Below are 26,555 nucleotides of genomic sequence, written 5' to 3' on the forward strand. Positions count from 1 at the left end.
ATGTAAATGGAAAAAGAAGATGCCGCGCAGCAATCGCGAACGCACCGATGCCACCCGAACCGCTCTTCTGGATGCCGCCCGGGCGCTTTTCGTGGAGAAGGGCTATGCGGAGACCGCGACGCCGGAGATCGTCGCGGCTGCGAATGTCACGCGCGGGGCGCTCTATCATCATTTCGAGGACAAGAAGGCGCTGTTTTCCGCCGTCGTGGAGCGCGAGGCGGCGGAGGTCGGCACGACGATAGAGGCGAAATCCGCCGATGCGACGTCGGCGCGGGAGGCGCTGCTGCGGGGCGCCTCGGCCTATTTCGACGCCATGGCGGTGCCCGGCCGCACCAGGCTTCTCCTGCGCGAGGCGCCAGCGCTGCTTGCCGACGATCCGGCGGAGGCGAGCCTGAAGGCCGGGCTTGCCGAATTCATCGCGGGTTCGGGGCTGGAGCCGCTTCTCGACCCGCTGACGGTGCTGATCTCCGCCGCCTTCGATCGCGCGGCCATCGCCGTCGAGGCCGGCGGCAGCCGCGAGGACTACGAGACGGCGATCGCGGCGCTACTCGACGGCCTCGGCCACGCCGATCTGTTGCGGCGGTAGCTCGACCAGCGGCGCCGGGACGTCGCAGGTCTTTTCCGGCGAGCGACAGAGGTCGGCGATGACGCAGCGCTCGCATTCGGGCCGTCGCGCCTTGCAGGTATAGCGGCCGTGCAGGATCAGCCAGTGATGCGCGTGGTAGAGATAATGGTCGGGGATCACCTTCAGCATGTGCTGCTCCACCTCGTCCGGCGTCTTGCCGGGGGCGAGCAGCAGCCGGTTGGCGATCCGGAAGATATGCGTGTCGACCGCAAGCGTCGGAATGCCGAAGGCCATCGACATGACCACGTTCGCCGTCTTGCGGCCGACGCCCGGAAGCCGCATCAGCTCCTCGCGCGTCTTCGGCACTTCCGAGCCGAACTCGTCGATCAGCATGCGACAGAGGGCGATGACGTTCTTCGCCTTGTTGCGGTAGAGCCCGATCGTCTTGATATATCCGATGACGCCTTCCTCTCCGAGCGCCAGCATCTTTTCCGGCGTGTCGGCCACCTTGAAAAGCGCCCGCGTCGCCTTGTTGACGCCGGCATCGGTCGCCTGTGCCGAGAGCGCCACGGCCACCACCAGCGTGAACGGGTTCACGTGCTCCAGCTCGCCCTTCGGCTCGGGCCGCTGCACGGAGAAGCGGCGGAAAATCTCCTCCAGCTCCGCTTTCGAATAGGCGGATTTGAAGCGCTTGGGCTTGCGCCCCGACGCGTGATTTGACTTTTGCGAAGTGCTGGTGCTGGATTTGGTTTTCGGAGTCGCCATATGCCTGTATAGGCATTCCCTGTGAAGGAAAGCAACGTGGACGCTTCCCGCGATCAGCCTGTTTTCGCAGCCGAACTCACGCCGCACCGCTCGCTCGGCCGGCGCGGCTTCCAGATCGTGCTCATGCTGTCCGGCGCGGTCTGCCTCGTCTATGGCGGCTTCTTCCTGGTGACCGGCGCCTATCCCATCGGCTTCTTCTTCGGGCTCGATTTCCTTGCCCTCTATTTCGCTCTGAAGATGAGCTACCGCTCCGGCAGGGCGCGCGAGGAGGTCACCGTGTCGCGCAGCAATCTCTCGATCCGGAAATTCTCGCCGGCCGGGCGGATGGTGGAGCACCGCTTCAACCCGTTCTGGGCGCGCTTCCGCGTCCACCGCCATGAGGAGTTCGGCATCACCTCCATGTATGTGACGGGCGAGGGGCGCGGAACGGATGTCGGCTCCTTCCTCAATCCGGACGACCGTGAAAGCTTTGCCAAGGCGTTCAAGGGTGCGCTGGCTGCCGTGAAACAAAAGATGTAGGTCCGCAAGAAACGGGTGGTTTCGGCGAAGCCGAAGGGGCATTTATACGGCATGTCAATTGCACAACGCCCTTGCGCGCCGTTCCGGCGTGCGGCGCTGTGGAGGAGTAAGATCATGAATGCTCTCGCAAAGATCACCGAACCCGCCGTCAACGTGACGCCGGACGGCTCCGACTACGAGACCGTCCGCCGCGTCATCGAGATGATCACGCTCGATTACCGCGACCAGCCATCGCTCGAAACCATCGCGGCCGAGCTCGGCCAGTCGCCGACCCAGCTCCAGAAGGTGTTCACCCGCTGGGCGGGGCTTTCGCCGAAGGCCTTCCTGCAGGCCGTCACGCTCGATCATGCCAAGCGCCTGCTCGGCAAGGAGGAACTGCCGCTGCTCGAAGCGTCCTACGAGCTGGGCTTGTCCGGCCCCGGCCGGCTGCATGACCTTTTCGTCACCCACGAGGCCATGTCGCCCGGCGAGTGGAAGGCGCGCGGCGGCGGCCTGACGATCCGTTACGGCTTCCATCCGTCGCCCTTCGGCGTGGCGCTGGTCATGGCGACGGACCGCGGCCTTTCGGGCCTCGCCTTCGCCGATGCCGGCGGAGAAAAGGCCGCTTTCGAGGACATGGCGCGCCGTTGGCCGAATGCCGAATATGTCGAGGACCGGGAAGCCACCGCGCCCTATATCAAGCGTATCTTCGACCGTTCGCAATGGTCGTCCGACCAACCGCTGAAGGTCGTGCTGATCGGCTCGGACTTCCAGGTGCGCGTGTGGCAGAGCCTGTTGAAGATCCCGTTCGGCAAGGCGATTACCTATTCCGACGTCGCCTGCGATATCGGCCAGCCGACGGCGAGCCGTGCCGTGGGTGCTGCGATCGGCGCAAATCCGATCTCCTTCGTCGTGCCCTGTCACCGGGCGCTGGGGAAAAGCGGCGCACTCACCGGCTATCACTGGGGCCTCACCCGCAAGCGGGCCATCCTCGGCTGGGAAGCGGGAAACGCCTGAAGGGTCCTAGTTGTCGTTGGCCGCGGAAGCCTTGCTGTTGAAGGCCAGGTCCATGACATAATCTTCGGCGAGGTCCGCAATCTGCAGGGCGACTTCCTTCTCGCGCCAGCCGGCCGCCACGGCACGCGAAATCACCAGTTCCAGCACCCGCCTGAACTCTGCTTCACATTCTTTTGCGCGTTCTTCGTCAAAGACGCTATGTCTCGGAGAGTGAATGTTTGGCATGGCCCGACGTTATCCAAAGGGGCATCACAGTTCAACCATAATTAGATAACGCTTTCTCCTACACGGAAGTATCAGGCGTGTGATCGTCCGATAGTTTCAGCAGCTCCTTCGCCGCCGTCTCGTCGGTGATCAGCGTGTTGCAGCCGATCCTGCGGATCGTGGCGCGGATCGCCACGGCCCGGTGGGCGCCGCCCGAGGAAAGCACGATGTGCTTGGCTTGCCTCAGCGTATCGAGATCGACCGACATCACCCGCTCGTTCAGCTTGTGGTCGACGGAGCGGCCCTCCTCGTTGAGAAAGTTGAACATGGTGTCGCAGACGCATCCCGCCGCGATCAGCCGGTCGAGCTCCGCCTTCGAGATGAAGCCTTCCGAGAGCGAGGTCGAGTGCGGGCCGATATCGCCGCAGCTCACCACCGCGAGATCGAGGTTCTCGGCAAGGTCGTAGATCGTCTTCAACCCGCATTGCTCGATCAGCGCCCGCTTGGTGGTGACCGAGTCCACCAGCAGCGGCGCCAGGAACATGTAGCATTCGGCGCCGAGCTGGCCCGCAAACCGCCAGGTGTAGTCGATCGGGTTGGTCTGGTGCACGGCGACGATGCCGCCGAGCAGCGAGACGACCTTGCAGTTCTCCCGCCGCGGCGGACGGAAACTCGACAGCGAGGCCGTCATGGTGCGGCCCCAGCCGACGCCGATCGTCATATCGTTCTGCACCACTTCGGAAAGGAACTGCCCGAGCGCGAGACCGACGGCGCCCGCCATTGCCGAGGCGCTGCCGTCGCGCGGGGCCGGCACCACCACGGCCTCGTCCAGACCATAGGCCTTCTCCAGCCGGGTCGCGAGCTCGACGCAGGTGTCGACGCCCTCGCTGATCCAGATCTGCACCTCGGAGCGCTTCATCGCCTCGTCAAGCAGGCGGATCACGGTCGAGCGGCTGATGCCGAGCCGTTCGGCGACATCTTTCTGCGTCAATCCCTGATTATAATAGAGCCAGGCCGCGCGCAGCCGGAGCGATGCCGCTTCGGAATAGGCGGTGTGGGTCTCGCGTCTGAGCTTCGCCAACGGGCCTCCGGAGGAATGGTGAAACCGAGCCGGATATTCGTCCGCCATGAAACATATGTCAATTCTGAAGGACAAATGTCTTGACTTCTTCACCATGCCCGGACGATAGTCTGGCGAGGGCGCGGGGGAGCAAAATCGCGCGACAGGCGTTTAATCTCCATATCGAGGACTATTCGGATGACGTCGAAACTAGAGCAACTTCGTTCCATGACCACGGTCGTCGCCGATACCGGTGACATCGAAGCGGTGGCCCGCCTCAAGCCCGTGGATTGCACCACCAACCCGACCATCGTGCTGAAGGCGCTCGGCACGCCGGCCTTCGCCGACAAGGTGAAGGAAGCGATCGCCTGGGGCCGCAAGCAGGGCGGCCAGGATGATGCGGTTGCCGCGGCGGTCGCAGACCGGCTGGCGATCGATGTCGGCGCGGCGCTGGCGGGGATCGTGCCCGGCCGCGTCTCGACCGAAGTCGATGCCGACCTCTCCTTCGATACGGAGGCCTCGATCGCCAAGGCCCGGTCGATCATCGCCGCCTACAAGGAGCGCGGCATCGAGCGCGACCGCATCCTGATCAAGCTTGCCTCCACCTGGGAAGGCATTCGCGCCGCCGAAGTGCTGCAGACGGAAGGTATCGACTGCAACCTGACGCTTCTCTTCTCCCAGGCCCAGGCGATCGCCTGCGCCGAAGCCAAGGTCTTCCTGATCTCGCCCTTCGTCGGCCGCATCCTCGACTGGTACAAGAAGTCGACCGGGCAGGATTACACGGCCGAGACCGATCCGGGCGTCGTCTCCGTCCGGCAGATCTACAATTACTACAAGGCGAACGGCATCAAGACGATCGTTATGGGCGCTTCCTTCCGCAATGTCGGAGAGATCGAGGCGCTGGCGGGTTGCGACCGCCTGACGATCAGCCCGGCGCTGCTCGAAGAGCTCGACAAGGCCGAAGGCACGCTCACGCGCAAGCTCTCGCCCGAGACCTTCAAGGCCGAGCCGCTGCAGTCGCTCGACGAGAAGACGTTCCGCTGGATGCTCAACGAAGACCAGATGGCGACCGAAAAGCTGTCGGACGGCATCCGCCTCTTCGCCAAGGACCTCGTCGCGCTGCGCACCATGATCCAGAAGGAACTGGCGCTCGCCGCTGCGTGAATTCCAGCTCTATCGGGAATGCAAAAGGCCCGTCCTCGGCGGGCCTTTTGCGATCTTGCAGATTATCGAATGATAAGCTTTCGCTTGTTCTTCAGTCTGCTGCGGCTGGCTCTGAACATTGACCCGTCGAAAAGGCCGTAAGATTCCCAGCCGCCTTCCGTCAATTTGCCGTACCAGACACGCAGTTCGAGCGTGTCTTTTCCCAGCTCGCGGGCTATGGATACCGTGAAAACGCCACCAATTCCGGAATCGACATCGTAAACCTCTATGCCGTCGCCAGGCATAGGTGTGATGGTTCGCATGTTATGCTCCAATTGCTCGACAAAGATCGGGCTTGGCGCACAAGCGAACGTTGAACTCCGCTTATGCGCTAGAGTTCGAACTGCCTCATGATCGTTCCTCCTGAACGGGAGTAGTTACCCGGAAATGGGCCGGGCATTCATGCCCGGTTTTCTGTTTCATGACAAGATAAGCTCCTGCAGTTGGCCGCACGCGGTTTTCAAGCCGCCTGCGGTACCGCCGTGGCCGAACCGGGCTTCCTGAGCAGCAGGACCGAGATCGCGGCGATCATGCACATCACGCCGGCGATCTGCAGCGCGGGCATATAGGTGTTGAAGTCGCTCTTGAGGAAGCCGGCGCCGAAGGCGGCGGTCGCCGCGCCGAGCTGGTGGCCCGCGAAGACCCAGCCGAAGACGAGGCCCGCCTTTTCACGGCCGAAGTTTTCCGCCGCGAGCTTCACCGTCGGCGGTACGGTCGCCACCCAGTCGAGGCCGTAGAAGATCGCGAAGACCGACAGTTCCACGAAGCTGAAGCCCGAGAAGGACAGGTAGATCAGCGACAGGCCGCGCAGTCCGTAGAACCAGAAGAGCAGGAAGCGGTTGTCGAAGCGGTCGGAAAGCCAGCCGGCGAAGATGGTGCCGAAGAAATCGAAGATGCCGATGACGGCAAGCGTGCTGGCGGCGGTCACCGCAGCCATGCCGAAATCGCCGCAGATCGAGATCCAGTGGGTCTGGATAAGCCCGTTGGTGGAAAGGCCGCAGACGAAGAACGTGCCGAACAGAACCCAGAAGACCGGGTTGCCGGAGACGCTGTAGAGGGTGACGAGCGGGGAGGCGAGCGTCGCCAAGAGCTTGTGGTCCTGCTTCGGCGGCTTCGAAACCGTCGTTTCGCCATACGCCGGCAGGCCGACATCGGCAGGATGATCGCGCATCAGCAAGAGGACCAGCACCATCGCGGTGGCGATGACCGCGACGGTCAGCGTCAGCGCGGTGCGCCAGCCATAGGCTTCGGTGAGCGCTGCAAGCAGCGGCAGGAAGACGAGCTGGCCGGTGGCGTTGCTCGCCGTCATCAGACCGACGACCAGGCCGCGGCGCTTGGAGAACCAGCGGGTCGCCACGGTCGCGCCGAGCACCAGCGCCGTCATGCCGGTGCCGACGCCGATCACCACGCCCCAGAGGAGCACGAGCTGCCAGACTTCGGTCATGAACAGCGAGACGACGATGCCGCCCATGATGAGCGCCAGCGCCGTTGCCACCACCTGGCGGATGCCGAAATGGTTCATGAAGGCGGCGGCGAAGGGGCCGAGCAGGCCGAAGAGCACGAGACGGACCGCCATGGCAAAGGAGATGTCGGCGATATCCCAGCCGAATTCCTGGTGCAGCGGCTGGATCATCACGCCGGCCGAGCCCATGGCGCCGGCGGTCGCCAGCATGGTCAGGAAGGTGGTCGCGGCGACGACCCATCCGTAATGGAGGTTTCTGCCGGCCATCCATCGGGCGGCGCTGGTGGAAATCATATGGCTATCCCTTTCCTGATCGTCGCCGCATCCGCAGCGTGTTATTTCGGGTATATACCCGTTTCTGGGCACAAAAAATCAGAGTGCTGCGAGCAGTTCCTGCAGTTGTTTGGTCTTCTCCAGCCCAAGGCGCTGCTCGATGTCCTCCTGCACGCCGTCCCAGAGCGGCGCGCCTTCTTCAAGAAGATTGCGCCCCTTGTCCGTCAGCATCAGCATGGCCTCGCGCTGGTCCTCCCCATGGCCGATCGTCACCAGCCCCATGCGTTCCAGCACCTTGGCGTTGCGGCCGACCGTCGAGCGGTCGAGATCCACCTGGGGGGCTAGGTCCGTCAGAGAGATCGGCGCCAGCCGGTTGATGTTCCGGAGCAGGCTGAACTGGCCGATGTTGACGCCAAGCGGCGCCAGCGCCTCGTCATAATAGGACGAGACCTTCCGGGAGGCTTTTCTCAGCAGGATGCAGTGGCACGTATCGTCCGGCATGGCGCGGGTATATACCCGCAGTCCGGCTTGCGCAAGAGGCGCAGCAAAGATTTCAGGCGGCCGCGCGGGCCTTGATCGTCGTGCGCACGAAGGCGAGGACGAACAGGGCGGTCATCAGCAGCACGATGGTCGGGGCCGGGGCGCTGTCCAAAAAGAAGCTCACATAGATGCCGAGAAGCGAGCAGCCCGCCGCGATCGCCATCGCCGTCAGCAGCATCGGCGTGAAACGGCGGGTGACGAGGAACGCGATCGCGCCGGGTGCGACGAGCATGGCGACCGACAGGATGATGCCGACTGCCTTCAGCGCGCCGACCACCGTCAGCGAGAGCACGGCGAGCAGCCCGTAATGGAGCAGGCGCACCGGCAGGCCGATCGCCTTGGCATGCTGCTCGTCGAAGGAATGCACCAGCAGGTCCTTGCGCAGGATGACGAGGAAGAGGGTGGCGGCGAGCGCGATCAGGCCGGTTTCGATCAGGTCGGAGGGAAGGATGCCGAGCATGTCGCCGAACAGGATATGGTCGAGATGCACGTCGCTCTGCACCTTGACGAAAAGCACCAGACCAAGCCCGAACATGCCGGAAAAGACGATGCCGAGCACCGTATCCTCCTTGATGCGGCTGTTCTCCTTCAAGAAGCCGGTTGCGAGCGCGCAGATCATGCCGGCCGCGAAGGCCCCGACCGAGAGCGGGATCGACAGCATGTAGGCGATCACCACGCCGGGCAGCACGGCATGCGAGACCGCGTCGCCCATCAGCGACCAGCCTTTCAGCACAAGGAAGCAGGAGAGGATCGCCATCGGCAGCGCGATCATCAGCGTCACGATGAAGGCACGCTGCATGAAGTCGATCTGGAACGGGAAGGTGGCGAGGTCGAGGAAGTCGCTCACGGCTTTTCCTCCAGCGTCTTGTGCAGCCGGCGGCGGGCTGCGAGCATGCCGTGTTTCGGCGCGAAGACGAAGGCGGCGAGGAACAATGCGGTCTGCAGCACGACGATGATGCCGCCTGTCGCGCCGTTCAGGAAATAGCTCAGATAAGCGCCGACGAAGCTCGTCGCGGCGCCGATGACGAGGCCCATCAGGATCAGCCTCTCGAACCGGTCGGTGAGCAGGTAAGCGGTCGCTCCCGGCGTCACGACCATGGCGACGACCAGGAAGGCGCCGACCGTCTGCAGCGCCGCGACGGTCGAGGCGGCGAGCAGCGCGAAGAACAGCACTTTCAGGAGGTCCGGTTTCAGGCCGATCGTGCGCGCATGGTTCTCGTCGAAGAAGGTCACCATCAGGTCCTTCCACTTGAGCGCCAGGATCGCCAGGCTCACGCCGCCGATGATGACGAGCTGCAGCGTGTCCTCCGGCGTGATGGCGAGGATGTTGCCGAGCACGATGGTCTGGATGTTCACCGATGTCGGCGAAAGCGACACCATGAAGAGGCCGAGGCCGAAGAAGGAGGTGAAGATGAGCCCGATGATGGCGTCTTCCTTGAGCCTTGTCCGCTGGTTGAGGAAGAGCATGGCGCCGGCGGCAAGCCCGCCGGACAGGAAGGCGCCGATGGAGAAGGGGAGGCCGAGCATATAGGCGCCGGCGACGCCCGGAACGATGGAATGGGAAAGCGCGTCGCCAATCAGCGACCAGCCCTTCAGCATCAGATAGGCGGAGAGGAAGCCGCAGACGCCGCCGACCAGCGCGCTCACCCAGATGGCGTTCGTCATATAGCCGTAGGTGAAGGGCTCAAGGAGCGTCTGGAGCATCCGCCTTCTCCTTCGGCTTCTGTTCGCCCGTCTTCTGCTTGCCGTTGCCGTAGGTGACGAAAGGCCGCTCGTCGTCGCTGATCACACGCACATGCCGCGGGTCGGCGTCGTCGTGCAGTTCGGCGCCGCCGAGGATGAAATGGCGCAGCACGCCGCCGAAGGCCTTTTCGAGATTGGCCTCGTTGAAGGTGTCCTCCGTCCTGCCATAGGCGAGCACCGTCCCCTTGACGAAGACGGTGCGGTCGCAGAATTCCGGCACGCTGCCGAGATTGTGGGTGGAGACCAGCATGACGCGGCCTTCGTCGCGCAGTGCCTTCAGAAGCGTGATGATCTGCTCCTCGGTCGTCACGTCGACGCCGGTGAAGGGTTCGTCGAGCAGGATCACTCGACCCTCCTGCGCCAGGGCACGCGCCAGAAAGACGCGCTTGCGCTGCCCGCCGGAAAGCTCGCCGATCTGGCGCCTGCGGTATTCCTCCATGTTCACCCGCCTCAGCGCCTGGGTGACCATCTCATGGTCGCGGCGCGACGGGATGCGCAGGAAATTCATGTGGCCGTAGCGGCCCATCATCACCACGTCCTCGACGAGGACCGGGAAATCCCAGTCCACCTCCTCGGCCTGCGGCACATAGGCGACGAGGTTTTTCCTCAGCGCTTCGCGGGCAGGCATGCCGAAGATCTCGACGGAGCCCTGAGCGAGCGGCACGAAACCCATGATCGCCTTGAAGAGCGTGGACTTGCCGGCGCCGTTGACGCCCACCAGCGCGGTGATCGTCCCCTTCGGCACCGTGAAGGTCGCGTGCCTCAGCGCCGTCAGTCCGTTGCGGTAGGCAACCGTGACATCCTTGACGTCGAGGCCGGCGGCCGCGGGTTTCGTCTTGCCCATCATCACTGCGAAAGGCCTTTCGCTATGGTTTCACTCGTCACGCGGAGGAGATCGAGATAGGTCGGGACCGGGCCGCCTTCCTCGCTCAGGGAGTCGACATAGAGGACGCCGCCGTATTTCGCGCCGGTCTCGCGGGCGACCTGCTGGGCCGGTTCGGCGGAAACCGTGCTCTCGCTGAAAATCACTCCGATCTTGTGCTCGCGCATGGCGTCGATGACGGCGCGCACCTGTTGCGGGGTGCCCTGGCTGTCGGCATTGACCGGCCAGAGGTAGAGCTCCTTGAGGCCGAAATCGCGGGCGAGATAGGAAAAGGCGCCTTCGCTCGTCACCAGCCAGCGGTGGTCCTCGGGAAGGGCGGCGAGCTCGTCGCGGATCGGCTGGACGGCGGCGCGGATCTTGTCCGTATAGGCCTTGGCGTTGGCGGCATAGACATCCGCATGGGCCGGATCGATCTCGGTCAGCCCCTTGCGGATATTCTCGACATAGATCACCGCATTGTCCGGCGACATCCAGGCATGTGGGTTCGGCCGGCCCTGATAGGCGCCGCCGGCGATCGCCATGGGTTCCACGCCGTCGGAAACGGTGACGCTCGGCACGTCGCCGAGATTCGCCAGGAATTTTTCGAACCAGAGTTCGAGGTTCAGCCCGTTGCGCAGCACCAGATCGGCGTCGCGGGCGCGCAGCAGATCGCGCGGCGTCGGCTGGTAGTTATGGATCTCGGCCCCCGGCTTGGTGATGCTTTCCACGTCCGCCGCATCGCCCGCGACATTTCTCGCCATGTCGGCGATCACGGTGAAGGTGGTTACCACCTTCGGCTTTTCCTGTGCGTTCGCCGCCCAGGGGAGGGAGAGCAGGGCGGCGGCCAGAGCCAGTCGGAACGTGCGGCGGAAATGTCTCATGAGCAGATCAAACCTTTTTTGCGATTAAGTCGCAATACCAAGTAGCAAAAATTTTCCGACTGTCAATTGCTATTGCAACTCATTCGCAAGAAGGATGTTGGTTGCGGCAGACCGCCTGCCTTTGGCGCGGAACCGACGAGATCGCAGACTGTTCCAAATTGCGCCGGCAGCGGCGGCCGCGGGTTAAAGCTTCTTCAAGAAGAATGGGCGAATATCCGGCCAATATTCCATGGGTGTTTTGCGTAGATGGAGTTGATCATGCCGGAGCTCGGCAAGTGAAGGGTCCCAGGTTCCGGTTTTCCAGGACGCTCGTCCTGATCATGGGCGGCATCGTCGTGTTCGGCGGCGGCAGCGGTGCTGCTGCGGTCATCATCGGCACGGACAAGATCCTCGGCCCCTCCTATCGCGAACTCAACGGGCTCGAATGCACCACGCTGGAAACGATCAGGATCAGGCGCGACCAGCGCTACTGGGTCCGCAAATACGTGACGAGCGACAAGGCCGGCGACGGTCCGGCACGCTTGAAGACGGCGCTGCGGGTCGCCCAGGCCGTACAGAAAAAGGAAAAGGCCGATCTCGTCCAGGTGGCTATGGTCGACAAGGCAGGCCCCACGGATCGCGCCCGGATGCGCGGCCGGATGGTCGGCGCCCAGGTCGTCTATATTCCCGATCCGGAGAAAGTGCCGGAAGGGATCGCCGCCCAGACCTATTCCGCCTATTATCTCGACGGCTCGGCTAATGCGAACGGCGAATATTACGGCATGCGGATCGACCTGCCGCTCGAGGATGTCGAGACGCTTTCCGCCAGGCTGACCGACAATGCCGATTGCTTCGACCCGAAGGCTGCGGTTTCCAATGGCGAGCATGCCGCGCCTGCCGCAGGGCATGGCGAGGCGCCCGGCCATGGTGAAAGCGCCGGGCAGGAGAAAACACCCGGCCATGCGGAGGAGCCCACCGCCGGCGGCCATGGCGTACCCGCGGAAGATCATGGCGACGAAGTTGCCGCGAAGGAAAGCAGCGGCTTGCTCAGTTCCGTCACGAGCATGATCTTTGGCTCCAGGCAAGAGACGCCGGCGGAACCTCATGCGCCGAAAGGTAAAGGGCATGCAGCGGCTTCTGCGGAAGGTCATTCCGTGCCCGCGGACGGACATGGCGAAGCGACCGCGACGGAAGACCATGGCGACCAGGCCGTCACCGCCGAACAGGCCATCGAGCCGGAAAAGGAGGAGGGCGGTTTCCTCGCTTCGGTGAAGAGCATGATCTTCGGCAATGGGGAAGACGCCAAGCCTGCGCCGTCTCATGACGAAGCGTCGGCCGATAGGCATGCGCCGGAAGCGCCGTCACCCGCGCCCGAGCCCCGGACTGCCGCGGAAGGCGGCAAGCGGTGGTCCAATGCAAGCGAGGCGGACGAGATACGCTCGGATCATGCCTCTCCCGAGGCATCGTACGCGGAAGCGGCACCGCCGCCGGCCGACGGGAGCACCGAAGCGGATGCCGCGGGTGCGGCCTGGCTCGCCAAGTTCAGGGGGCAGCCGGCTGCGGTTCCGGCGAATGCCGACGGCGATGCCTCAGCGACCGGACAGAAGACGGATGGCGAGCATTAGCCGGCAGTCGAAGCCCCCTCACCAACAAAATCTAAGACTTAGATAAAGCTAAGATCTTGATTTTGTAACCTCTCCCACCAGGGGAGAGGTAGGGCCGCGGGGGCGCGGCATCCTTATCTCTCCCCTTGTGGGAGAGAAAGCGATTTCAACATCTTAGCGTAGCTAAGTGTTAGAAATCGCAAGTGAGGGGATTTGGAATCCCCGTCGACATATCAATCCGCCTTGGCGCGCCGTGCCGGGAACAGGATGACGTCGCGGATCGAGGGAGAGTCGGTCAGCAGCATCACCAGACGGTCGACGCCGATGCCCAAGCCCCCGGCGGGGGGCATGCCCTGATCCATGGCGTCAAGGAATTCCTCGTCGAGCTGCTTTTCCTTCTCGCCGCGGGCATGCGCCTGTTCGAGCTGCTCCACCATGCGGCGGCGCTGTTCTTCCGGGTCGTTGAGTTCCGAAAACGCGTTGCCGAGTTCCCAGGTGTTGCAATAGGTCTCGAAGCGCTCCACGAGGCGCGGCTCGCCTGGGACTTCCTTGGCGAAGGGCGAGATGTCCTTCGGGAAATGGATGACGTGGCACGGCTGGATCAGCGTCGGCTCCACCTTCTCCTCGAAGATGAAGGCGAGGCATTCGCCCCAGGTCCAGTCCTTCTCGACCTCGAAGCCGGCGGCCTTGGCGGCGGCGCGGGCTTCCTCGTCCGTCTTGATCGACAGGAAATCGATGCCGGTCGCTTCCTTGACCGCATCGGGCATCGGCACGCGCTTGAACGGCCCCTTGAAGGAGAGCTCCTTGTCCTGGAACTTGAACTCGGTCGAGCCGTGGACGGTCATGGCGAGCTGGGCGAACATCCGCTCCACGAGGTCCATGATGTCCTCGTAGTCGGCATAGGCCCAGTAGCACTCCATCATCGTGAATTCGGGATTGTGCCGGGTCGAGACGCCCTCGTTCCTGAAGTTGCGGTTGATCTCGAAGACCTTGTCGGTGAGGCCCGAGACCAGCGTGCGCTTCAAAAACAGCTCCGGCGCGATGCGCAGGTACATGTCGAGCTTCAGCGTGTTGTGATGCGTCTTGAAGGGCTCGGCGGTGGCACCGCCATAGACCGAATGCAGCATCGGCGTCTCGACCTCCATGAAGCCGTCGTTCTCCATGAACCGGCGGATGCCTGAGACGATCTTCGAGCGCTGCTGGAAGCGCAGCTTCGATTCCTCGTTGGTCATGATGTCGAGATGGCGCTTGCGGTAGCGCAGCTCGATGTCGGAGAGGCCGTGCCACTTTTCCGGCATGGGCAGAAGCGACTTGGTGAGCATGATGATCGACTGGGCGTTGATCGTCAGCTCCCCACGCTTGGTGCGGCGCACGATGCCGGTCACGCCGATGATGTCGCCGATATCGATCAGCGGCAGCAGGTCGCGCGCTTCCTCGCCGGTCACATCCTTGTGGGAGAAGATCTGGATCTTGCCCGAGGCGTCATGGATGTCCATGAACATGCCGGAATTGCGCGAGGAATAGACGCGGCCGGCAACCGTCACGACGTCCTGCGTTTCGACATCCGCTTCCAGGTTCTTGTATTTCTCGGCCAGTTCCGCGTTGGTCATGGTGCGGTGGAAATGCGCCGGATAGACGTCGCCGATCTTGTCGCGCAGCAGGGCGAGCTTCTGGGCGCGCACCTGCGTGGCGTCGGAGGAGAGGGCGGTTTCGTTGGTCGTGTCGGTCATCGTGTTTCGCCTTTAGGCAAGTGTGTCTTGTTTCGCCGGTGCGGCTGGCTCGACTTAACCCTCCCCCTTGTGGGGAGGGTCGGAGCGAAGCGACGGGGAGGGGTTTCATTGCCGGGAAGCAAAGGCCCCTCCCTAACCCTCCCCACAGGGGGAGGGGACGCGTCGCGCAAGTTGTTACGTTCCGCTTCCCACCATCGAGGCCACCACCGTTGCGGCAACCTTCAGCCGCTGGCGCACGACCGAACGGCCGAGCAGCGCCATCGAGTCGAACAGAGGCAGCGAGCGGGAAGAACCGGACATGGCGATGAAGAGCGGCGGAGTGACGACGCGCAGCTTCTTGCCGAGCTTGTCGGCGACGGCACGCAATTCCTGGTCGATCGATTCCACGTTCCAGTCGGGCATCTTCTCGAAATCGGCCTGGACCGTGTTGATGATCTCCAGCGTCTCGGCGGGGGTCGTCTTGAGGCCCGCGAACGAGGCCGGCGTCAGGCCGACATCGGCTGCCAGCAGGAAGCCCGCGAGGTTCGGCAGTTCGCCGAGCCTGGAAACGCGGCTCTGCGACAGCTTGAGGCCCTCCGTCAGGCGCTCGTTCTCCATCGCCCATTCCAGGGTTCGGGAGATGAACTCTTCCGGCGAAAGCTTCTCGCGCAGCCAGCGGCCATTCAGCCAGTCGAGCTTCTGCAGATCGAAGATCGCACCGGCCTTGGACAGCGCTTCCGGATCGAACTTTTCGATCAGCTCGTCCATGGTCAGCAGTTCCTCGCCCTCGGCGATCTGGACGAAGAACAGGCCCAGGAAGTTCATCAGCGCTTCCGGCAGGTAGCCGAGCGCGGAATAATAGGAGATCGAGGTCGGGTTCTTGCGTTTCGACAGCTTCGACTTGTCGGCATTCCTCATGAGGGAGAGGTGCATGAAGACCGGCTCGTCCCAGCCGAAATAGCGGTAGAGCAGGATGTGCTTCGGCACCGACGCCAGCCATTCCTCGCCGCGCGCCACATGGGTGATCTTCATCAGATGGTCGTCGATGACGTTCGCCATGTGATAGGTCGGCATGCCGTCGGCCTTGATCAGCACCTGCATGTCGACGGAATCCCACGGGATCGACACGTCGCCATAGACGCCGTCATGGAATTCGCAATTGCCCTCGGCCGGGATTTTCATGCGGATGACGGAGGCCTCGCCGGCGGCCAGGCGCGCGGTGACTTCCTCGGCCTTGAGGTTCAGGCAGAGCCCGTCGTATTTCGGCGGCTTGCCGGCGGCGCGCTGGGCTTCCCGCATCTGTTCCAGCCGCTCGGGCGTGCAGAAGCAGCGGAAGGCATGGCCCTTGTCCAAGAGTTCCTGCGCGAAGGGCTGGTACATGTCCTTGCGGTCGGACTGGCGGTAGGGGCCGTAGGGGCCGCCGACATCCGGGCCTTCCGCCCAGGTCAGCCCCGTCCATTTCAGCGCGTCCAGCACCTTCTCCTCGAATTCCCGCGTCGAGCGGGTGGCGTCGGTATCCTCGATGCGCAGGATGAATTCGCCGCCATGCTTCTTGGCGAAGAGATAGTTGAAGAGCGCGATATAGGCGGTGCCGACATGCGGTTCGCCGGTGGGCGAGGGGGCAATGCGGACGCGGGGCTTCGTGGCGGTCATGAACGATGCTCTGTCTCAAGGCGCTTCGATGGGCGCCAAGCTTGGCTTGGAAATGCGGATTGGCGCAGGCTTAGGCCATATTCAGCCGGAAGCGTCAAGGTTTTTGCCCGCAGCCCTATCTTACCGGCCAGACATAGAGCAGGGCGGGCACGCTGACGAGCACGATAAGGAAGGAAAGCGGCAGGCCGAGGCGCGGATAGTCGGAGAACCTGTAGCCGCCGGGGCCGAAGACCAGCGTGTTGCACTGGTGGCCGACGGGGGTGAGGAAATCGCAGCCGGCGCCGATCGCCACCGCCATCAGGAAGGCCTCCGGCTTGAAGCCGAGATTCGTCGCAAAGCTCGCGGCGATCGGCCCCATGACGAGCACGGTCGCGGCATTGTTGAGAAAGGGCGTCACCGCCATCGCGGTTACCAGGATCAGGCCGAGCGCCCCCCAGGCGGGAAGGCTCGCCGCGGCATCGCCCAGCCAGCCGGCGATCAGTTCGCTGCCGCCGGTGGTGCGCAGCGAATCCGACACGGGAATGAGTGCCGCCAGCATGACGAGGATCGGTCCGTCGACCGATTTATAGATGTCGGCGAGCGGAATCGCCCGGAAGACGACCATGCCGAGTGCGGCCGCGAAGAAGGCCACCGGCACCGGCGCTATGCCGACCGCCGTCGCGGCCATGGCAAGGGCCAGGATGACCAGCGGAATGAAGGCGCGCCGGCGCGTTCCGAGCAGCACCTCGCGCTGGGCAAGCGGCAGGAGCGCGAAATCCTGCAACACCGCCGGCAGGTTCTTGCGGCTTCCTTGCAGCACCAGCACGTCGCCTGCGGCGAGCGTCAGGCTGCCAAGCCGCTCCTTCACCCGTTCGCCATGCCGGCTGATCGCCAGAAGATTGACGCCACGCGTATAGGAGAGGGCCAGTTCCTTGGCGGAAAGTCCGCGCAACGGGGATTCCTGGCTCACGATCGCCTCGACGGAGATCACGTCCGCCTGAACCTGGCCGTTCTCCCTGATCGGTTTGCCGGAGAGCTTCAGCTTTCCGCCGGAAGCGACCCGGTCGAGAGCCTTGGAAGGGCCTTCCAGCAAGAGCACATCGCCGTCGCGCAGCATGAGATCCGGGAAGGGCGACATGCGCGCCGTGTCGCGCAGCACGGCAGTGGCGATCACTTCGCCGTCGCCGAGCTTCAGGAGTTCGCTGATCGGCTTGCCGCGCATCGTGGACTGGTCGGTCACCGAGACTTCCGATGTGTAATTGGTGATCTCGACCGCCTCCTCGATCGAGTTGTTCTGTTTCGTGCGGCTCGGCACCAGCCAGTGGAAGAAGAGCAGGAAAGTGATGCCGACGACGGTCAGGACGGCGCCCATCGGCGTGAAATCGAACATGGTGAAGGACGCGCCGGTCAGCTCTTCCCTCAGCCGCGAGACGACGATGTTGGGCGAGGTGCCGATCTGCGTCATCAGTCCGCCGAGCAGGGCGGAAAAGGCCATCGGCATCAGGTATTTCGACGGCGAGGCGCCGGATTTCCTGGCAAACTGGAAGGCGACCGGCATCATGATCGCCAGCGCACCGATGTTCTTGATGAAGGCCGAAAGCACCGCCACGACGATCATCAGCAGCGCGAGCTGGGTGTGCAGCGTGTTGAGGTTCGGAAAGAACTTCTTGATCGCCGTGTCGACGACGCCGGACCGCGCCACGCCGGCACTCACGACGAGCGCGCTGCCGACGATGATGACGATGTCGTCCGAAAAGCCGGAAAAGGCCTTGTCGACCGGCACGACGCCGAGCGCCACGGCCAGCACCAGCGCGCAGCAGGCGACCACGTCGTAGCGGAACCGATCCCAGATGAAGACCGCCATCATGACGGCGATGACGGAGAAGGCGAGGATCTGCTGCGTGGTCATGGGACTCCGACGGGTACGAGGCGGATCGGTGGACGGAGGACATCCGCCCGGGCGCAATTAGTTGCCGCTCTCGCGTGGCGTATCAATCCCGGGGGCTCGGCAAAGTTCCGCGGAGGGGACACTTGTCCACTGGACAATCCGGTCCGCGGGAATAGTTTGTTGCGGCCTAACGATTTCACATTCTTGGAGATTGCCGATGAGCGGTGTTCTGAACATTCCAGTCAAGCTGGCCGACGGGCGCGAGACTTCCCTCAACGAATACAAGGGCAAGGTGATGCTGGTCGTCAACGTCGCCTCCAAATGCGGCCTGACGAAACAGTACGAGGGTCTCGAAAAGCTCTACGAGGACAAGCGCGACCAGGGCTTCGTCGTCACCGCCTTCCCCGCGAACAATTTCAAGGGACAGGAGCCGGGCACCGATGCCGAGATCGTCGAGTTCTGCACGCTCACCTATGACGTGAAATTCCCGATCTTCTCGAAGATCTCCGTCAAGGGCGAGGACAAGCACCCGCTCTACCGGGAGCTTACCGGATCCGGCGTGCCGGTGACCGGCGACGGCCCGATGAAGGAACGCCTGCGCGGCTTCGGCATGGAAGTCGCCGACGACAGCGAGATCCTCTGGAACTTCGAGAAATTCGTGATCGGCCGCGACGGCGAGATCAAGGCCCGCTTCGCGCCGGATGTGACGGCGGAGGACAGCCGGCTCGTCTCGGCGATCGACCAGGAGCTGGCGAAAGGTTGAAGCGGCATCGTGGCTCGCGGCTTCGACCGCGGGTCATCTCTGCCGGAGAGGGGAAGTCAGGAAGGGAATTGTGGACCTGGAGCATCGCCAGAGACACCAGAGACAATAGCGTGCCGCTGAACCAGCCAGTTATTTCGTTCTGCCAAACAACACGTCCTTCGGATAGGGAAGTGCCAGCGGCGGCATCTCGTCTTCTGCGAAATACCGGATGCTCTTCGTCTCACTGTCGAGCGGCGCGGAGGAGCGGCCGGTAGTTTCGCACAGAAACAGCGTCACGACATATTCGACGCGGTCGCCGCTCGGATAGGTATAGCGGAAATCCTTGCCGCCGAAGACCCCGAGGATCGCCGATACCCGCGCTTCGAAGCCGGTCTCTTCCAGCACCTCCCGCAACACAGCATCTTGCGGGGTCTCGCCCGGTTCGATCCCTCCGGCAGGCAGGCTCCAGCCTTCGCCTGAGCGCTTTTCCTGCAGAAGCAACCTGCCGTCCGCATCACGGATCACGGCTGCAACGCTTGGATATAGGAGAAGCTCGGCGCCGATCAGCAGCCGCAGGCGATGGATATAGGACATGATCCACCTATCCGCCGCCTTCGCGGTATGTGTCAATGTACCGCCGTCTGGCCGGCCTTTTTCTTCCGTTCACGGGCGTTGCGCGCCCACATGTTCAAGACCTCGACCAGCGCCGAGAAGGCCATGGCGGCGTAGACGTAGCCCTTCGGCACGTGGAAGCCCATGCCTTCGGCGATCAGCGTCGTGCCGATCATTAGCAGGAAGGCGAGCGCCAGCATGACGATGGTCGGGTTGCGCTCGATGAAGTTCGCAAGCGGCGTCGCGGCAAGCAGCATCACGGTGACGGCGGCGATCACGGCGATGAACATGATCGGCACATGGGGTGTCATGCCGACCGCGGTGATGATGCTGTCGATCGAGAAAACGAGGTCGAGGATCAGGATCTGGATGATCGCGGAGCCGAAGGTGATGGCCGCCGTGCCGCCGACCATGTCCTCCTTGTGGTCGACCGGATCGACGCTGTGATGGATTTCCTTGGTCGCCTTCCAGACGAGGAAGAGACCGCCGGCGATCAGGATCATGTCCTTCCAGGAGAAGGGATGATCGAAGAGTGTGAAGACCGGCTGGGTAAGCTGGACGATCCAGGCGATGGTGCCGAGAAGCCCAAGCCGCATGATGAGCGCAAGCCCGATGCCGATCTTGCGGGCCCTGTCACGATGTTCGGGCGGAAGCTTGTTGGTGAGGATGGAGATGAAGATCAGGTTGTCGATGCCGAGCACGACCTCCATGACCACGAGTGTAACGAGCGCTACCCAGGCCGCCGGGTCTGCTACGAGCGCTGCAATGTCCATCCATCTCTCCTGTTCTCAATCGCAAGGCGTAATTGCCCCGTCCGATTTAAGAGCTGGAGACGCAAAGACAAGAGGAGGTTGCGTTGCAACTTCCTGAAATCAGGCGGTTTCCGCCGTTTTCCTCATCGCGGGTGCGTCATGCGTGCCATACGCGGCCATAAACACGCGGATGGCGCCCCTGACCGCACGCTCGAGTTCGTACTTCGGCGGCACGCCGTCGAGATCGCCGAACAGCCGGAGCTTGAAGAACGTGCCGCTCGTCATGTCGATGAACTGGCGGGCCGCCAGATCGGTATCCTCAACCTTGAGGTTGCCGAGTTCGATGTGGCGCCTGATGAAGTCCTCCAGCACCGTGCGGACGTTCATCGAGGGCGAATTGAAGAAATGCCGACAGAGGCTCGGCATGCGGTCGACGACGCCGATCACGGTGCGCATCGCATCGATCACCGAGGGCGAGGTGATATGGGTGGCAAAACCGATGCCGAAACGGTAGAGCCCGTCCTCGACCTCTTCGCTGCCTGCGAGAATATCGCGCATCCGGGCCGTGATGCGCTCCTTCTCACGGGCCACGATCGCGCCGAAGAGATCTTCCTTGTTCTGGAAATAGACGTAGATCGTGCCCTTCGAGACGCCCGCCTCGCGGGTGATGTCGTTCATGCTGGCCGCATCGAAGCCGAGTTTCATGAAGACGGCCTTGGCGCCGTCGATGATCTGTTCGCGCTTCGCAGGATCCTCGCCCGCTGCGAAACGTCCGGCTGGACCCGGATCGGATTTTTCCAGCTTCCCTGTCTGCCTGACCATCTCAATGCCTTTTTTTAACCTTTTCGAACCGAGTGGTTCGATTGCTCTTGATATGTGTCATCGAAAGGTCTATGTCAAGCGCACAGAACCGATCGGTTCGATAGAATAGCCAACTCCCAAGACGGTACATGAAGATGACGGCCTCTCAGAATGCGGGCGCACTGCGCGCCGTGACGACGGATAATGCTCGCCTGGTGGAAGCCGAAGCGCGCGAGAACACGCCTGCCGCAGAACAGCCCGCCGCAGCGGAAGCGATCGCGGCGCCGGCAGCCGAGAAGGCGCCCGAAAAGAAGAAAAGACGCAGCCTGCTGCTGCCGATCATCGCACTTGCCCTCCTCGGTGGCGCGGCCTGGTACGGTTACAACTGGTGGACCGACGGACGGTTCCTGGTTTCGACCGACGACGCCTATCTGGAAGGCGATATCGCCGTCATCTCGCCCAAGGTATCAGGTTACGTCGCCAAGGTGAACGTCATCGAGAACCAGTCCGTCAAGGCCGGCGATCCGCTCGTCACGCTCGACGACGGCGATTACAGGCTGGCGCTCGAAAAGGCAGACGCCGCGGTCGAATCCGCCAATCTTGCCGTGGCGCGCATAGACGCGCAGATCGTCGGCGGCAAGGCGGCGCTCGACCAGTCCAAGGCCCAGCAGGGGGCGCTCGAAGCCGCCGTCCGCGGCGCCGAGATCACCTACAAGCGGGCGAGCGAACTGGCGGCGAAGTCCGCCGGCACGACGGCCGATCTCGACAACGCCCAGATCGCGCTCGAACAGGCGCGTGCCAATCTCGTCGCCGGCCAGGCTGCCGTCGCTTCCGCGGAGGCGAATATCGGTCTCCTGCAGGCGCAGCGCAAGGAAGAGGTCAATACCGTCCGCACCCAGGAACTTGCCCGCGACCAGGCCCAGCGCGACCTCAACTTCACGGTCCTGAAGGCGCCGTATGACGGCGTCATCGGCAATCTCGCCGTCCAGACGGGCGACCTCGTCTCCGTCGGCAAGCGGCTTGCCTCGCTGGTGCCGCTTACCGAGCTTTATATCGAGGCGAATTTCAAGGAGACCCAGATCGGCCATCTGCAGCCGGGCTCGAAGGTGCGCGTGCATGTGGACGCCTATGACGACCACACGGTCGAGGGCACCATCGTGTCGATCGCGCCGGCGTCGGGCGCCGTCTTCTCGATGCTGCCGCCGGAAAACGCCACGGGCAATTTCACCAAGGTCGTGCAGCGCGTGCCGGTCCGCATCTCGATCCCGGAGGACGTGCTGGAACGCGAGCACCTGCGGGCGGGGCTCAGCGTCGTCGTCGACGTCGACACCCGCACGGCTCCGGAACCCACCGCGACCGCTGCCGTCAAGTAAAGCTTCAAGGAGAACGGCCATGGCAGACGCAACGGCCGTGGCGGGCACCCCATCTATGGCAATGCCCGCCGACCAACCCATGGACCGGCGCAAGCTCATCGCCTTCTTCGCGATGGTCTTCGGCATGTTCATGTCGATCCTGGATATCCAGATCGTCTCCGCATCGCTCGCGGAGATCCAGGCCGGCCTCTCCGCCGGCTCGGACGAGATCGCCTGGGTGCAGACCTCCTATCTGATCGCCGAAGTGATCATGATCCCGCTGTCGGGCACGCTGGCGCGCATCATTTCCACGCGTTACCTCTTTTCCATATGCGCGGCGGGCTTCACCATAGCCAGCGCGCTCTGCGCCACAGCGACCAACATCGAACAGATGATCGTCTACCGGGCGCTGCAGGGCTTCATCGGCGGCGGCATGATCCCGTCCGTCTTCGCGGCCGCCTTCACCATCTTCCCGCCGTCGAAGCGCAGCATCGTCTCGCCGATCATCGGCCTCGTCGCGACGCTCGCGCCGACCATCGGCCCGACCGTCGGCGGCTATCTCAGCAATTCCTTCTCCTGGCACTGGCTGTTCCTGGTCAACATCATTCCGGGCATCCTCGTCACCGCCGTCACCTTCACGATGATCGATTTCGACAAACCGCAGCTGCAGCTCATGAAGAGGTTCGACTGGTGGGGGCTCATCTCGATGGCCGTCTTCCTGGGCTCGCTGGAATACGTGCTGGAAGAGGGCAACAACAAGGACTGGTTCAGCGACGAGAGGATCGTCGTCGGCGCCGTCTTCATCGCCATCGGCGCCGTGGTCTTCTTCTGGCGGGCCTTCAAGGTCGAGTTCCCGATCGTGGATCTGAGAGCCTTTACCAATGCGAACTTCGCCTTCGGCTCTCTGTTCTCCTTCATCATGGGCGTCGGCCTCTACGGGCTCACCTATCTCTATCCGCTCTATCTCGGCCGCATCCGCGGTTACGATTCGCTGATGATCGGCGAGACGATGTTCGTCTCCGGCATTGCCATGTTCGTCTCCGCGCCGATCGTCGGGCGGCTCTCGAACATCGTGGACCTGCGCATCATGATGGCGATCGGCTTCGGCTCCTTTGCGGCCGGAACCTGGCTGATGACCGGCATCACCGCCGACTGGGATTTCTGGGAACTGTTCCTGCCGCAGATCCTGCGCGGCTTCGGCATGATGATGTGCATGGTGCCGATCAGCAACATCGCGCTCGGCACGCTGGCGCCGCAGCGCATCCAGGGCGCGTCGGGCCTTTTCAACCTGACCCGCAACCTCGGCGGCGCCGTCGGCCTTGCGATCATCAACACCATGCTGACCCAGCGCTCGGACGAGCACTACGCGCGGCTCGCCGAACACGTGAACTACGGCAATCCCGCTGCGCTCGAGTGGCTGAACAGCGTTGCCGGCAATTTCAACTCCTATGGCATGGACGGGGATTCGGCGGCATTGAAGAGGATTTCGGAGATGATCACCCAGCAGGCCTGGCTCTTGTCCTTCATGGATGTCTTCTTCATCCTGACGGCGCTGTTCGGCAGCCTGATCTTCTTCGTCTTCCTGATCGCCAAACCCGCACGGCCGGCAGGCGCCGGCGGCGGCGGTCATTGATCCCGCTCTGCCGCCCGGAAGCGGGAGCCGGTTTCGGGGCAACGGCATGCGAAATTAAAGAGTTCACAGGTTCCACCGCCGGAAAGGGGTCGCTGCGCAAGCAGCGGCCCTTTTTCCTTGAACGGCGGGATTCCCGCGAGCCTCCGCAAATTCTGATTTACGTACCTCAAAAATTGGGCTACGACCTCTTGCGGAGGAGTCCATGAAGCCCACTGTCCACGACATCGCGAAGATCGCAGGCGTCAGCCTGGCGACCGTCGACCGGGTTCTCAACGACCGGCCGGGCGTGCGGGCGGTCACCCGCTCGAAGGTCGAGGAGGTGATCGCGTCCCTCGGCTACGTGCGCGATCTCGCCGCCGCCAACCTCGCCAAGGGCCGCACCTATTCCTTCGTCTTCGTCCTGCCGGCCAACGACAATTCCTTCATGATCGGCCTGCATGAGGAGGTACGCGGCGCCATCGCCCGATCGAGCGCCGAGCGCACAGACATCCGCATCCTCGACGTGCCTCCCTTCGATCCCGGGGCGCTGGTCGCAGCACTCGACAAGATGCTTGCGGAAAAGCCGGCCGGCGTCGCCTTCGTCGCCATCGACGCGCCGGACGTCCGCGCCGCGGCGGGTCGGCTCAGGGAAGCGGGCATCCCGATGGTGACGCTCGTTTCCGACCTGCCGGACTCTCCGCGCGACCATTATGCGGGCATCGACAATATCGCCGCCGGCCGCACGGCGGGCAGCCTGATGGGCCGTTTTCTGACCGGCCACTTCCCGGGTGAACGAGGGGCAACCGTCGCCGTGCTCGCCGGCTCCATGCTGGTGCGCGACCACCGGGAGCGGCTGGAAGGCTTTTCCGCCGTCATCAAGGACAACTATCCGGGTGTCCTTATCCTGCCGGTGCTCGAAGGCCGCGACGACCCGGCGCTTGCCGAAAGGATGATATCGGATGCGCTCCGCCGTCATCCGGACATGGCCGGCATCTACAGTCTCGGCGCGGGAAACCGCGGCCTCATCCGCGCGGTGCAGGAGGCCGGGATGCCGAAGCGGCCCGTCGTCATCGCCCATGAGCTCACGGCCTCGACGCGCGCGGCGCTGATGGACGGCGCCGTCGACGCGGTGCTGAACCAGGATGCGGGCCATGAGGTTCGCAGCGCCATCCGCGTCTTGAAGGCCAAGGCGGACGGACTGCCGGTGATCGCCGCGCAGGAACGCATCCGCATCGACATATTCCTGAAGGACAATCTGCCCTGAGAGGCAGAGGCATAAAGGAGAAACACCATGTATCTGGGTCTCGATCTCGGCACTTCCGGCGTCAAGGCGATGCTGATCGACGGCGATCAGAAGATCGTCGGCTCGGCGAGCGGCGCGCTCGATGTCTCGCGCCCGCATTCCGGCTGGTCGGAGCAGGACCCGGCCCACTGGATCCGTGCAACGCAAGAAGCCGTCGCCGGCCTCAAGGCGAAATTCCCGAAGGAGCTTGCCGCCGTGAAGGGCATCGGCCTTTCCGGCCAGATGCACGGCGCGACGCTCGTCGATGCCGAGGACAGGGTGCTGCGCCCCTGCATCCTCTGGAACGACACCCGTTCCCACGAGGAGGCCGCCGCGCTCGATGCCGATCCGCGTTTCCGCAGGATCACCGGCAATATCGTCTTTCCGGGCTTCACCGCGCCGAAGCTCGTCTGGGTGAAGAAGCACGAACCTGAGATCTTCGCAAAAGTCGCCAAAGTCCTGTTGCCGAAGGATTTCTTGCGCTTTTGGCTCACCGGCGAGCACATTTCCGAAATGTCGGATTCGGCGGGCACCTCATGGCTCGACACGGGTGCCAGAAAATGGTCGCCCGAGCTTCTCGCCGCCACCGACCTTTCCGAGGAGCAGATGCCGTCGCTGGTGGAAGGCACCGGGCAGGCCGGCAAGCTGCGCGCTGAGCTCGCCTCTGCCTGGGGCATTTCCGGGGATGTCGTCGTTGCCGGCGGGGCGGGCGACAATGCGGCATCCGCCTGCGGCATGGGCACGGTGGGCGAGGGCCATGCCTTCGTCTCGCTCGGCACGTCCGGCGTGCTTTTTGCCGCCAACGCTTCCTATCTGCCGAAGCCGGAAAGCGCCGTGCACGCCTTCTGCCACGCCCTGCCGAAGACCTGGCACCAGATGGGCGTCATTCTTTCGGCCACCGATGCGCTCAACTGGTATTCTCACATCGCCGGCAAATCCGCGGCCGAGCTTAGCCAGGAGCTTGGCGAGGAGCTCAAGGCGCCGACCGGCGTCACTTTCCTGCCCTATCTTTCCGGCGAGCGCACGCCGCACAACGATGCCGCCATCCGCGGTGCCTTCATCGGCCTCGGACACGAGTCGAGCCGCGCGGTGCTGACCCAGGCGGTGCTCGAAGGCGTGACGTTTGCGATCCGCGACAATCTGGAGGCGCTGAAATCCGCCGGCACCTCGATTTCCCGCGTCACCGCGATCGGCGGCGGCTCGCGCTCGCGCTATTGGCTGCAATCCATCGCGACGTCGCTCGGCGTGCCGGTGGATATCCCGGCGGACGGCGATTTCGGGGCGGCCTTCGGCGCGGCACGGCTCGGCCTCATCGCTGCGACCGGCGCCGATCCGCTTGCGGTCTGCACGGCACCGAAGACGGAGGAGACGGTCGAACCGGTTGCGGCTCTCTCCGAGGCTTACGAGACTGCTTACGGGCGATACCGGGCTGCTTATCCGGCGATCCGGTCGCTGGTGCATTGAGAATTTGAAAGGTCCCCTCATCCGGCCCTTCGGGCCACCTTCTCCCCGAGGGG

General features: G+C 63.6%; 26 protein-coding genes. 10 read left to right on the plus strand and 16 right to left on the minus strand.

Annotation, left to right across the window (positions count from 1 at the left end; all coding sequences use genetic code 11):
- The first annotated feature begins 19 nt into the window (after positions 1–19).
- Entirely contained in the window at positions 20–586 is a 567-nt protein-coding gene (locus tag ACMGE0_RS02175) for a TetR/AcrR family transcriptional regulator (RefSeq protein WP_436814213.1), read from the plus strand.
- Here the strand turns inward: ACMGE0_RS02175 and nth are convergent.
- Complete coding sequence (gene nth / locus ACMGE0_RS02180) at positions 545–1,330, minus strand: endonuclease III (RefSeq protein ID WP_436814214.1); 786 nt, start codon at positions 1,328–1,330, stop codon at positions 545–547. The genes ACMGE0_RS02175 and nth overlap by 42 nt on opposite strands.
- A 21-nt stretch (positions 1,331–1,351) precedes the next feature.
- On the opposite strand from nth, the gene ACMGE0_RS02185 reads away from it, so the two are divergent.
- Both ACMGE0_RS02185 and ACMGE0_RS02190 read left to right on the plus strand, forming a co-directional pair.
- Positions 1,352–1,849 carry a DUF2244 domain-containing protein gene (locus tag ACMGE0_RS02185; protein ID WP_436814215.1) on the plus strand — a complete coding sequence of 166 codons (498 nt, stop codon included), beginning with the start codon at positions 1,352–1,354 and terminating at the stop codon, positions 1,847–1,849.
- A 114-nt stretch (positions 1,850–1,963) separates the two neighbouring features.
- Positions 1,964–2,845, plus strand: coding sequence for a methylated-DNA--[protein]-cysteine S-methyltransferase (locus ACMGE0_RS02190; protein WP_436814216.1), 882 nt, complete (start codon positions 1,964–1,966; stop codon positions 2,843–2,845).
- A gap of 6 nt (positions 2,846–2,851) precedes the next feature.
- Here the strand turns inward: ACMGE0_RS02190 and ACMGE0_RS02195 are convergent, their stop codons facing one another.
- Both ACMGE0_RS02195 and ACMGE0_RS02200 read right to left on the minus strand, forming a co-directional pair.
- Positions 2,852–3,070: a hypothetical protein gene (locus ACMGE0_RS02195; RefSeq protein ID WP_436814217.1), complete on the minus strand. Its 219-nt coding sequence runs from the start codon at positions 3,068–3,070 to the stop codon at positions 2,852–2,854.
- Positions 3,071–3,128: 58 nt separating this feature from the next.
- Entirely contained in the window at positions 3,129–4,130 is a 1,002-nt protein-coding gene (locus tag ACMGE0_RS02200; protein WP_436814218.1) for a sugar-binding transcriptional regulator, read from the minus strand.
- A 177-nt stretch (positions 4,131–4,307) separates the two neighbouring features.
- On the opposite strand from ACMGE0_RS02200, the gene tal reads away from it, so the two are divergent.
- Positions 4,308–5,273 (plus strand): transaldolase, encoded by a 966-nt coding sequence (gene tal, locus ACMGE0_RS02205; protein ID WP_436814219.1) that lies wholly within the window; start codon positions 4,308–4,310, stop codon positions 5,271–5,273.
- Positions 5,274–5,335: 62 nt separating this feature from the next.
- Here tal and ACMGE0_RS02210 read toward each other — a convergent pair whose 3' ends face one another.
- From ACMGE0_RS02210 to ACMGE0_RS02240, 7 genes are all read right to left on the minus strand, one after another.
- The gene (locus ACMGE0_RS02210; RefSeq protein ID WP_436814220.1) at positions 5,336–5,575 is read right to left on the minus strand and encodes a hypothetical protein; all 240 of its coding nucleotides are present in this window, start codon (positions 5,573–5,575) and stop codon (positions 5,336–5,338) included.
- A 197-nt stretch (positions 5,576–5,772) separates the two neighbouring features.
- On the minus strand, positions 5,773–7,068 hold the full coding sequence (locus ACMGE0_RS02215) for an MFS transporter (RefSeq protein WP_436814221.1): 1,296 nt from the start codon (positions 7,066–7,068) through the stop codon (positions 5,773–5,775).
- A gap of 78 nt (positions 7,069–7,146) precedes the next feature.
- The gene (locus ACMGE0_RS02220; RefSeq protein WP_436814222.1) at positions 7,147–7,548 is read right to left on the minus strand and encodes a MarR family winged helix-turn-helix transcriptional regulator; all 402 of its coding nucleotides are present in this window, start codon (positions 7,546–7,548) and stop codon (positions 7,147–7,149) included.
- Between the two features lie 52 nt (positions 7,549–7,600).
- Positions 7,601–8,434: a metal ABC transporter permease gene (locus tag ACMGE0_RS02225; protein WP_436814223.1), complete on the minus strand. Its 834-nt coding sequence runs from the start codon at positions 8,432–8,434 to the stop codon at positions 7,601–7,603.
- Positions 8,431–9,291 (minus strand): metal ABC transporter permease, encoded by an 861-nt coding sequence (locus tag ACMGE0_RS02230; RefSeq protein WP_436814224.1) that lies wholly within the window; start codon positions 9,289–9,291, stop codon positions 8,431–8,433. The genes ACMGE0_RS02225 and ACMGE0_RS02230 overlap by 4 nt, the downstream gene beginning before the upstream one ends.
- Positions 9,272–10,177: a manganese/iron ABC transporter ATP-binding protein gene (locus ACMGE0_RS02235; RefSeq protein WP_436814225.1), complete on the minus strand. Its 906-nt coding sequence runs from the start codon at positions 10,175–10,177 to the stop codon at positions 9,272–9,274. The genes ACMGE0_RS02230 and ACMGE0_RS02235 overlap by 20 nt, the downstream gene beginning before the upstream one ends.
- Positions 10,177–11,073: a metal ABC transporter substrate-binding protein gene (locus tag ACMGE0_RS02240; RefSeq protein WP_436814226.1), complete on the minus strand. Its 897-nt coding sequence runs from the start codon at positions 11,071–11,073 to the stop codon at positions 10,177–10,179. The genes ACMGE0_RS02235 and ACMGE0_RS02240 overlap by 1 nt, the downstream gene beginning before the upstream one ends.
- Before the next feature lie 275 nt (positions 11,074–11,348).
- On the opposite strand from ACMGE0_RS02240, the gene ACMGE0_RS02245 reads away from it, so the two are divergent.
- Positions 11,349–12,677: a hypothetical protein gene (locus ACMGE0_RS02245; RefSeq protein ID WP_436814227.1), complete on the plus strand. Its 1,329-nt coding sequence runs from the start codon at positions 11,349–11,351 to the stop codon at positions 12,675–12,677.
- Positions 12,678–12,889: 212 nt separating this feature from the next.
- Here ACMGE0_RS02245 and lysS read toward each other — a convergent pair whose 3' ends face one another.
- From lysS to ACMGE0_RS02260, 3 genes are all read right to left on the minus strand, one after another.
- Positions 12,890–14,386: a lysine--tRNA ligase gene (gene lysS / locus ACMGE0_RS02250; protein ID WP_436814228.1), complete on the minus strand. Its 1,497-nt coding sequence runs from the start codon at positions 14,384–14,386 to the stop codon at positions 12,890–12,892.
- A 174-nt stretch (positions 14,387–14,560) separates the two neighbouring features.
- The gene (gene gltX / locus ACMGE0_RS02255; RefSeq protein ID WP_436814229.1) at positions 14,561–16,018 is read right to left on the minus strand and encodes a glutamate--tRNA ligase; all 1,458 of its coding nucleotides are present in this window, start codon (positions 16,016–16,018) and stop codon (positions 14,561–14,563) included.
- Between the two features lie 115 nt (positions 16,019–16,133).
- Positions 16,134–17,906, minus strand: a complete 1,773-nt coding sequence (locus ACMGE0_RS02260; RefSeq protein ID WP_436814230.1) for an SLC13 family permease — start codon at positions 17,904–17,906, stop codon at positions 16,134–16,136.
- A gap of 196 nt (positions 17,907–18,102) precedes the next feature.
- Between ACMGE0_RS02260 and ACMGE0_RS02265 the strand changes: the two genes are divergently transcribed.
- Positions 18,103–18,648 carry a glutathione peroxidase gene (locus ACMGE0_RS02265; protein ID WP_436814231.1) on the plus strand — a complete coding sequence of 182 codons (546 nt, stop codon included), beginning with the start codon at positions 18,103–18,105 and terminating at the stop codon, positions 18,646–18,648.
- 129 nt (positions 18,649–18,777) lie between these two features.
- Here the strand turns inward: ACMGE0_RS02265 and ACMGE0_RS02270 are convergent, their stop codons facing one another.
- The 3 genes from ACMGE0_RS02270 to ACMGE0_RS02280 all read right to left on the minus strand — a co-directional run bounded on the left by ACMGE0_RS02270 (position 18,778) and on the right by ACMGE0_RS02280 (position 20,813).
- Positions 18,778–19,221, minus strand: a complete 444-nt coding sequence (locus ACMGE0_RS02270) for an NUDIX domain-containing protein (RefSeq protein WP_436814232.1) — start codon at positions 19,219–19,221, stop codon at positions 18,778–18,780.
- Positions 19,222–19,253: 32 nt separating this feature from the next.
- Positions 19,254–20,012: a TerC family protein gene (locus tag ACMGE0_RS02275; RefSeq protein ID WP_436814233.1), complete on the minus strand. Its 759-nt coding sequence runs from the start codon at positions 20,010–20,012 to the stop codon at positions 19,254–19,256.
- Between the two features lie 99 nt (positions 20,013–20,111).
- Positions 20,112–20,813: a TetR/AcrR family transcriptional regulator gene (locus ACMGE0_RS02280; protein ID WP_436814234.1), complete on the minus strand. Its 702-nt coding sequence runs from the start codon at positions 20,811–20,813 to the stop codon at positions 20,112–20,114.
- 134 nt (positions 20,814–20,947) lie between these two features.
- Here ACMGE0_RS02280 and ACMGE0_RS02285 point away from each other — a divergent pair, with 134 nt between their 5' ends.
- From ACMGE0_RS02285 to xylB, 4 genes are all read left to right on the plus strand, one after another.
- A complete protein-coding gene (locus ACMGE0_RS02285) occupies positions 20,948–22,165 on the plus strand; it encodes an HlyD family secretion protein (RefSeq protein ID WP_436814506.1) in 1,218 nt (405 codons plus the stop codon).
- Between the two features lie 19 nt (positions 22,166–22,184).
- On the plus strand, positions 22,185–23,777 hold the full coding sequence (locus ACMGE0_RS02290) for a DHA2 family efflux MFS transporter permease subunit (protein ID WP_436814235.1): 1,593 nt from the start codon (positions 22,185–22,187) through the stop codon (positions 23,775–23,777).
- Positions 23,778–23,979: 202 nt separating this feature from the next.
- Positions 23,980–25,020, plus strand: coding sequence for a LacI family DNA-binding transcriptional regulator (locus ACMGE0_RS02295; protein ID WP_436814236.1), 1,041 nt, complete (start codon positions 23,980–23,982; stop codon positions 25,018–25,020).
- A gap of 27 nt (positions 25,021–25,047) precedes the next feature.
- Complete coding sequence (gene xylB, locus ACMGE0_RS02300; RefSeq protein ID WP_436814237.1) at positions 25,048–26,502, plus strand: xylulokinase; 1,455 nt, start codon at positions 25,048–25,050, stop codon at positions 26,500–26,502.
- Positions 26,503–26,555: the final 53 nt, after the last annotated feature.

Origin of the sequence: Neorhizobium descurainiae, assembly GCF_051400715.1 — a bacterium.
Classification (GTDB): Bacteria; Pseudomonadota; Alphaproteobacteria; order Rhizobiales; family Rhizobiaceae; genus Neorhizobium.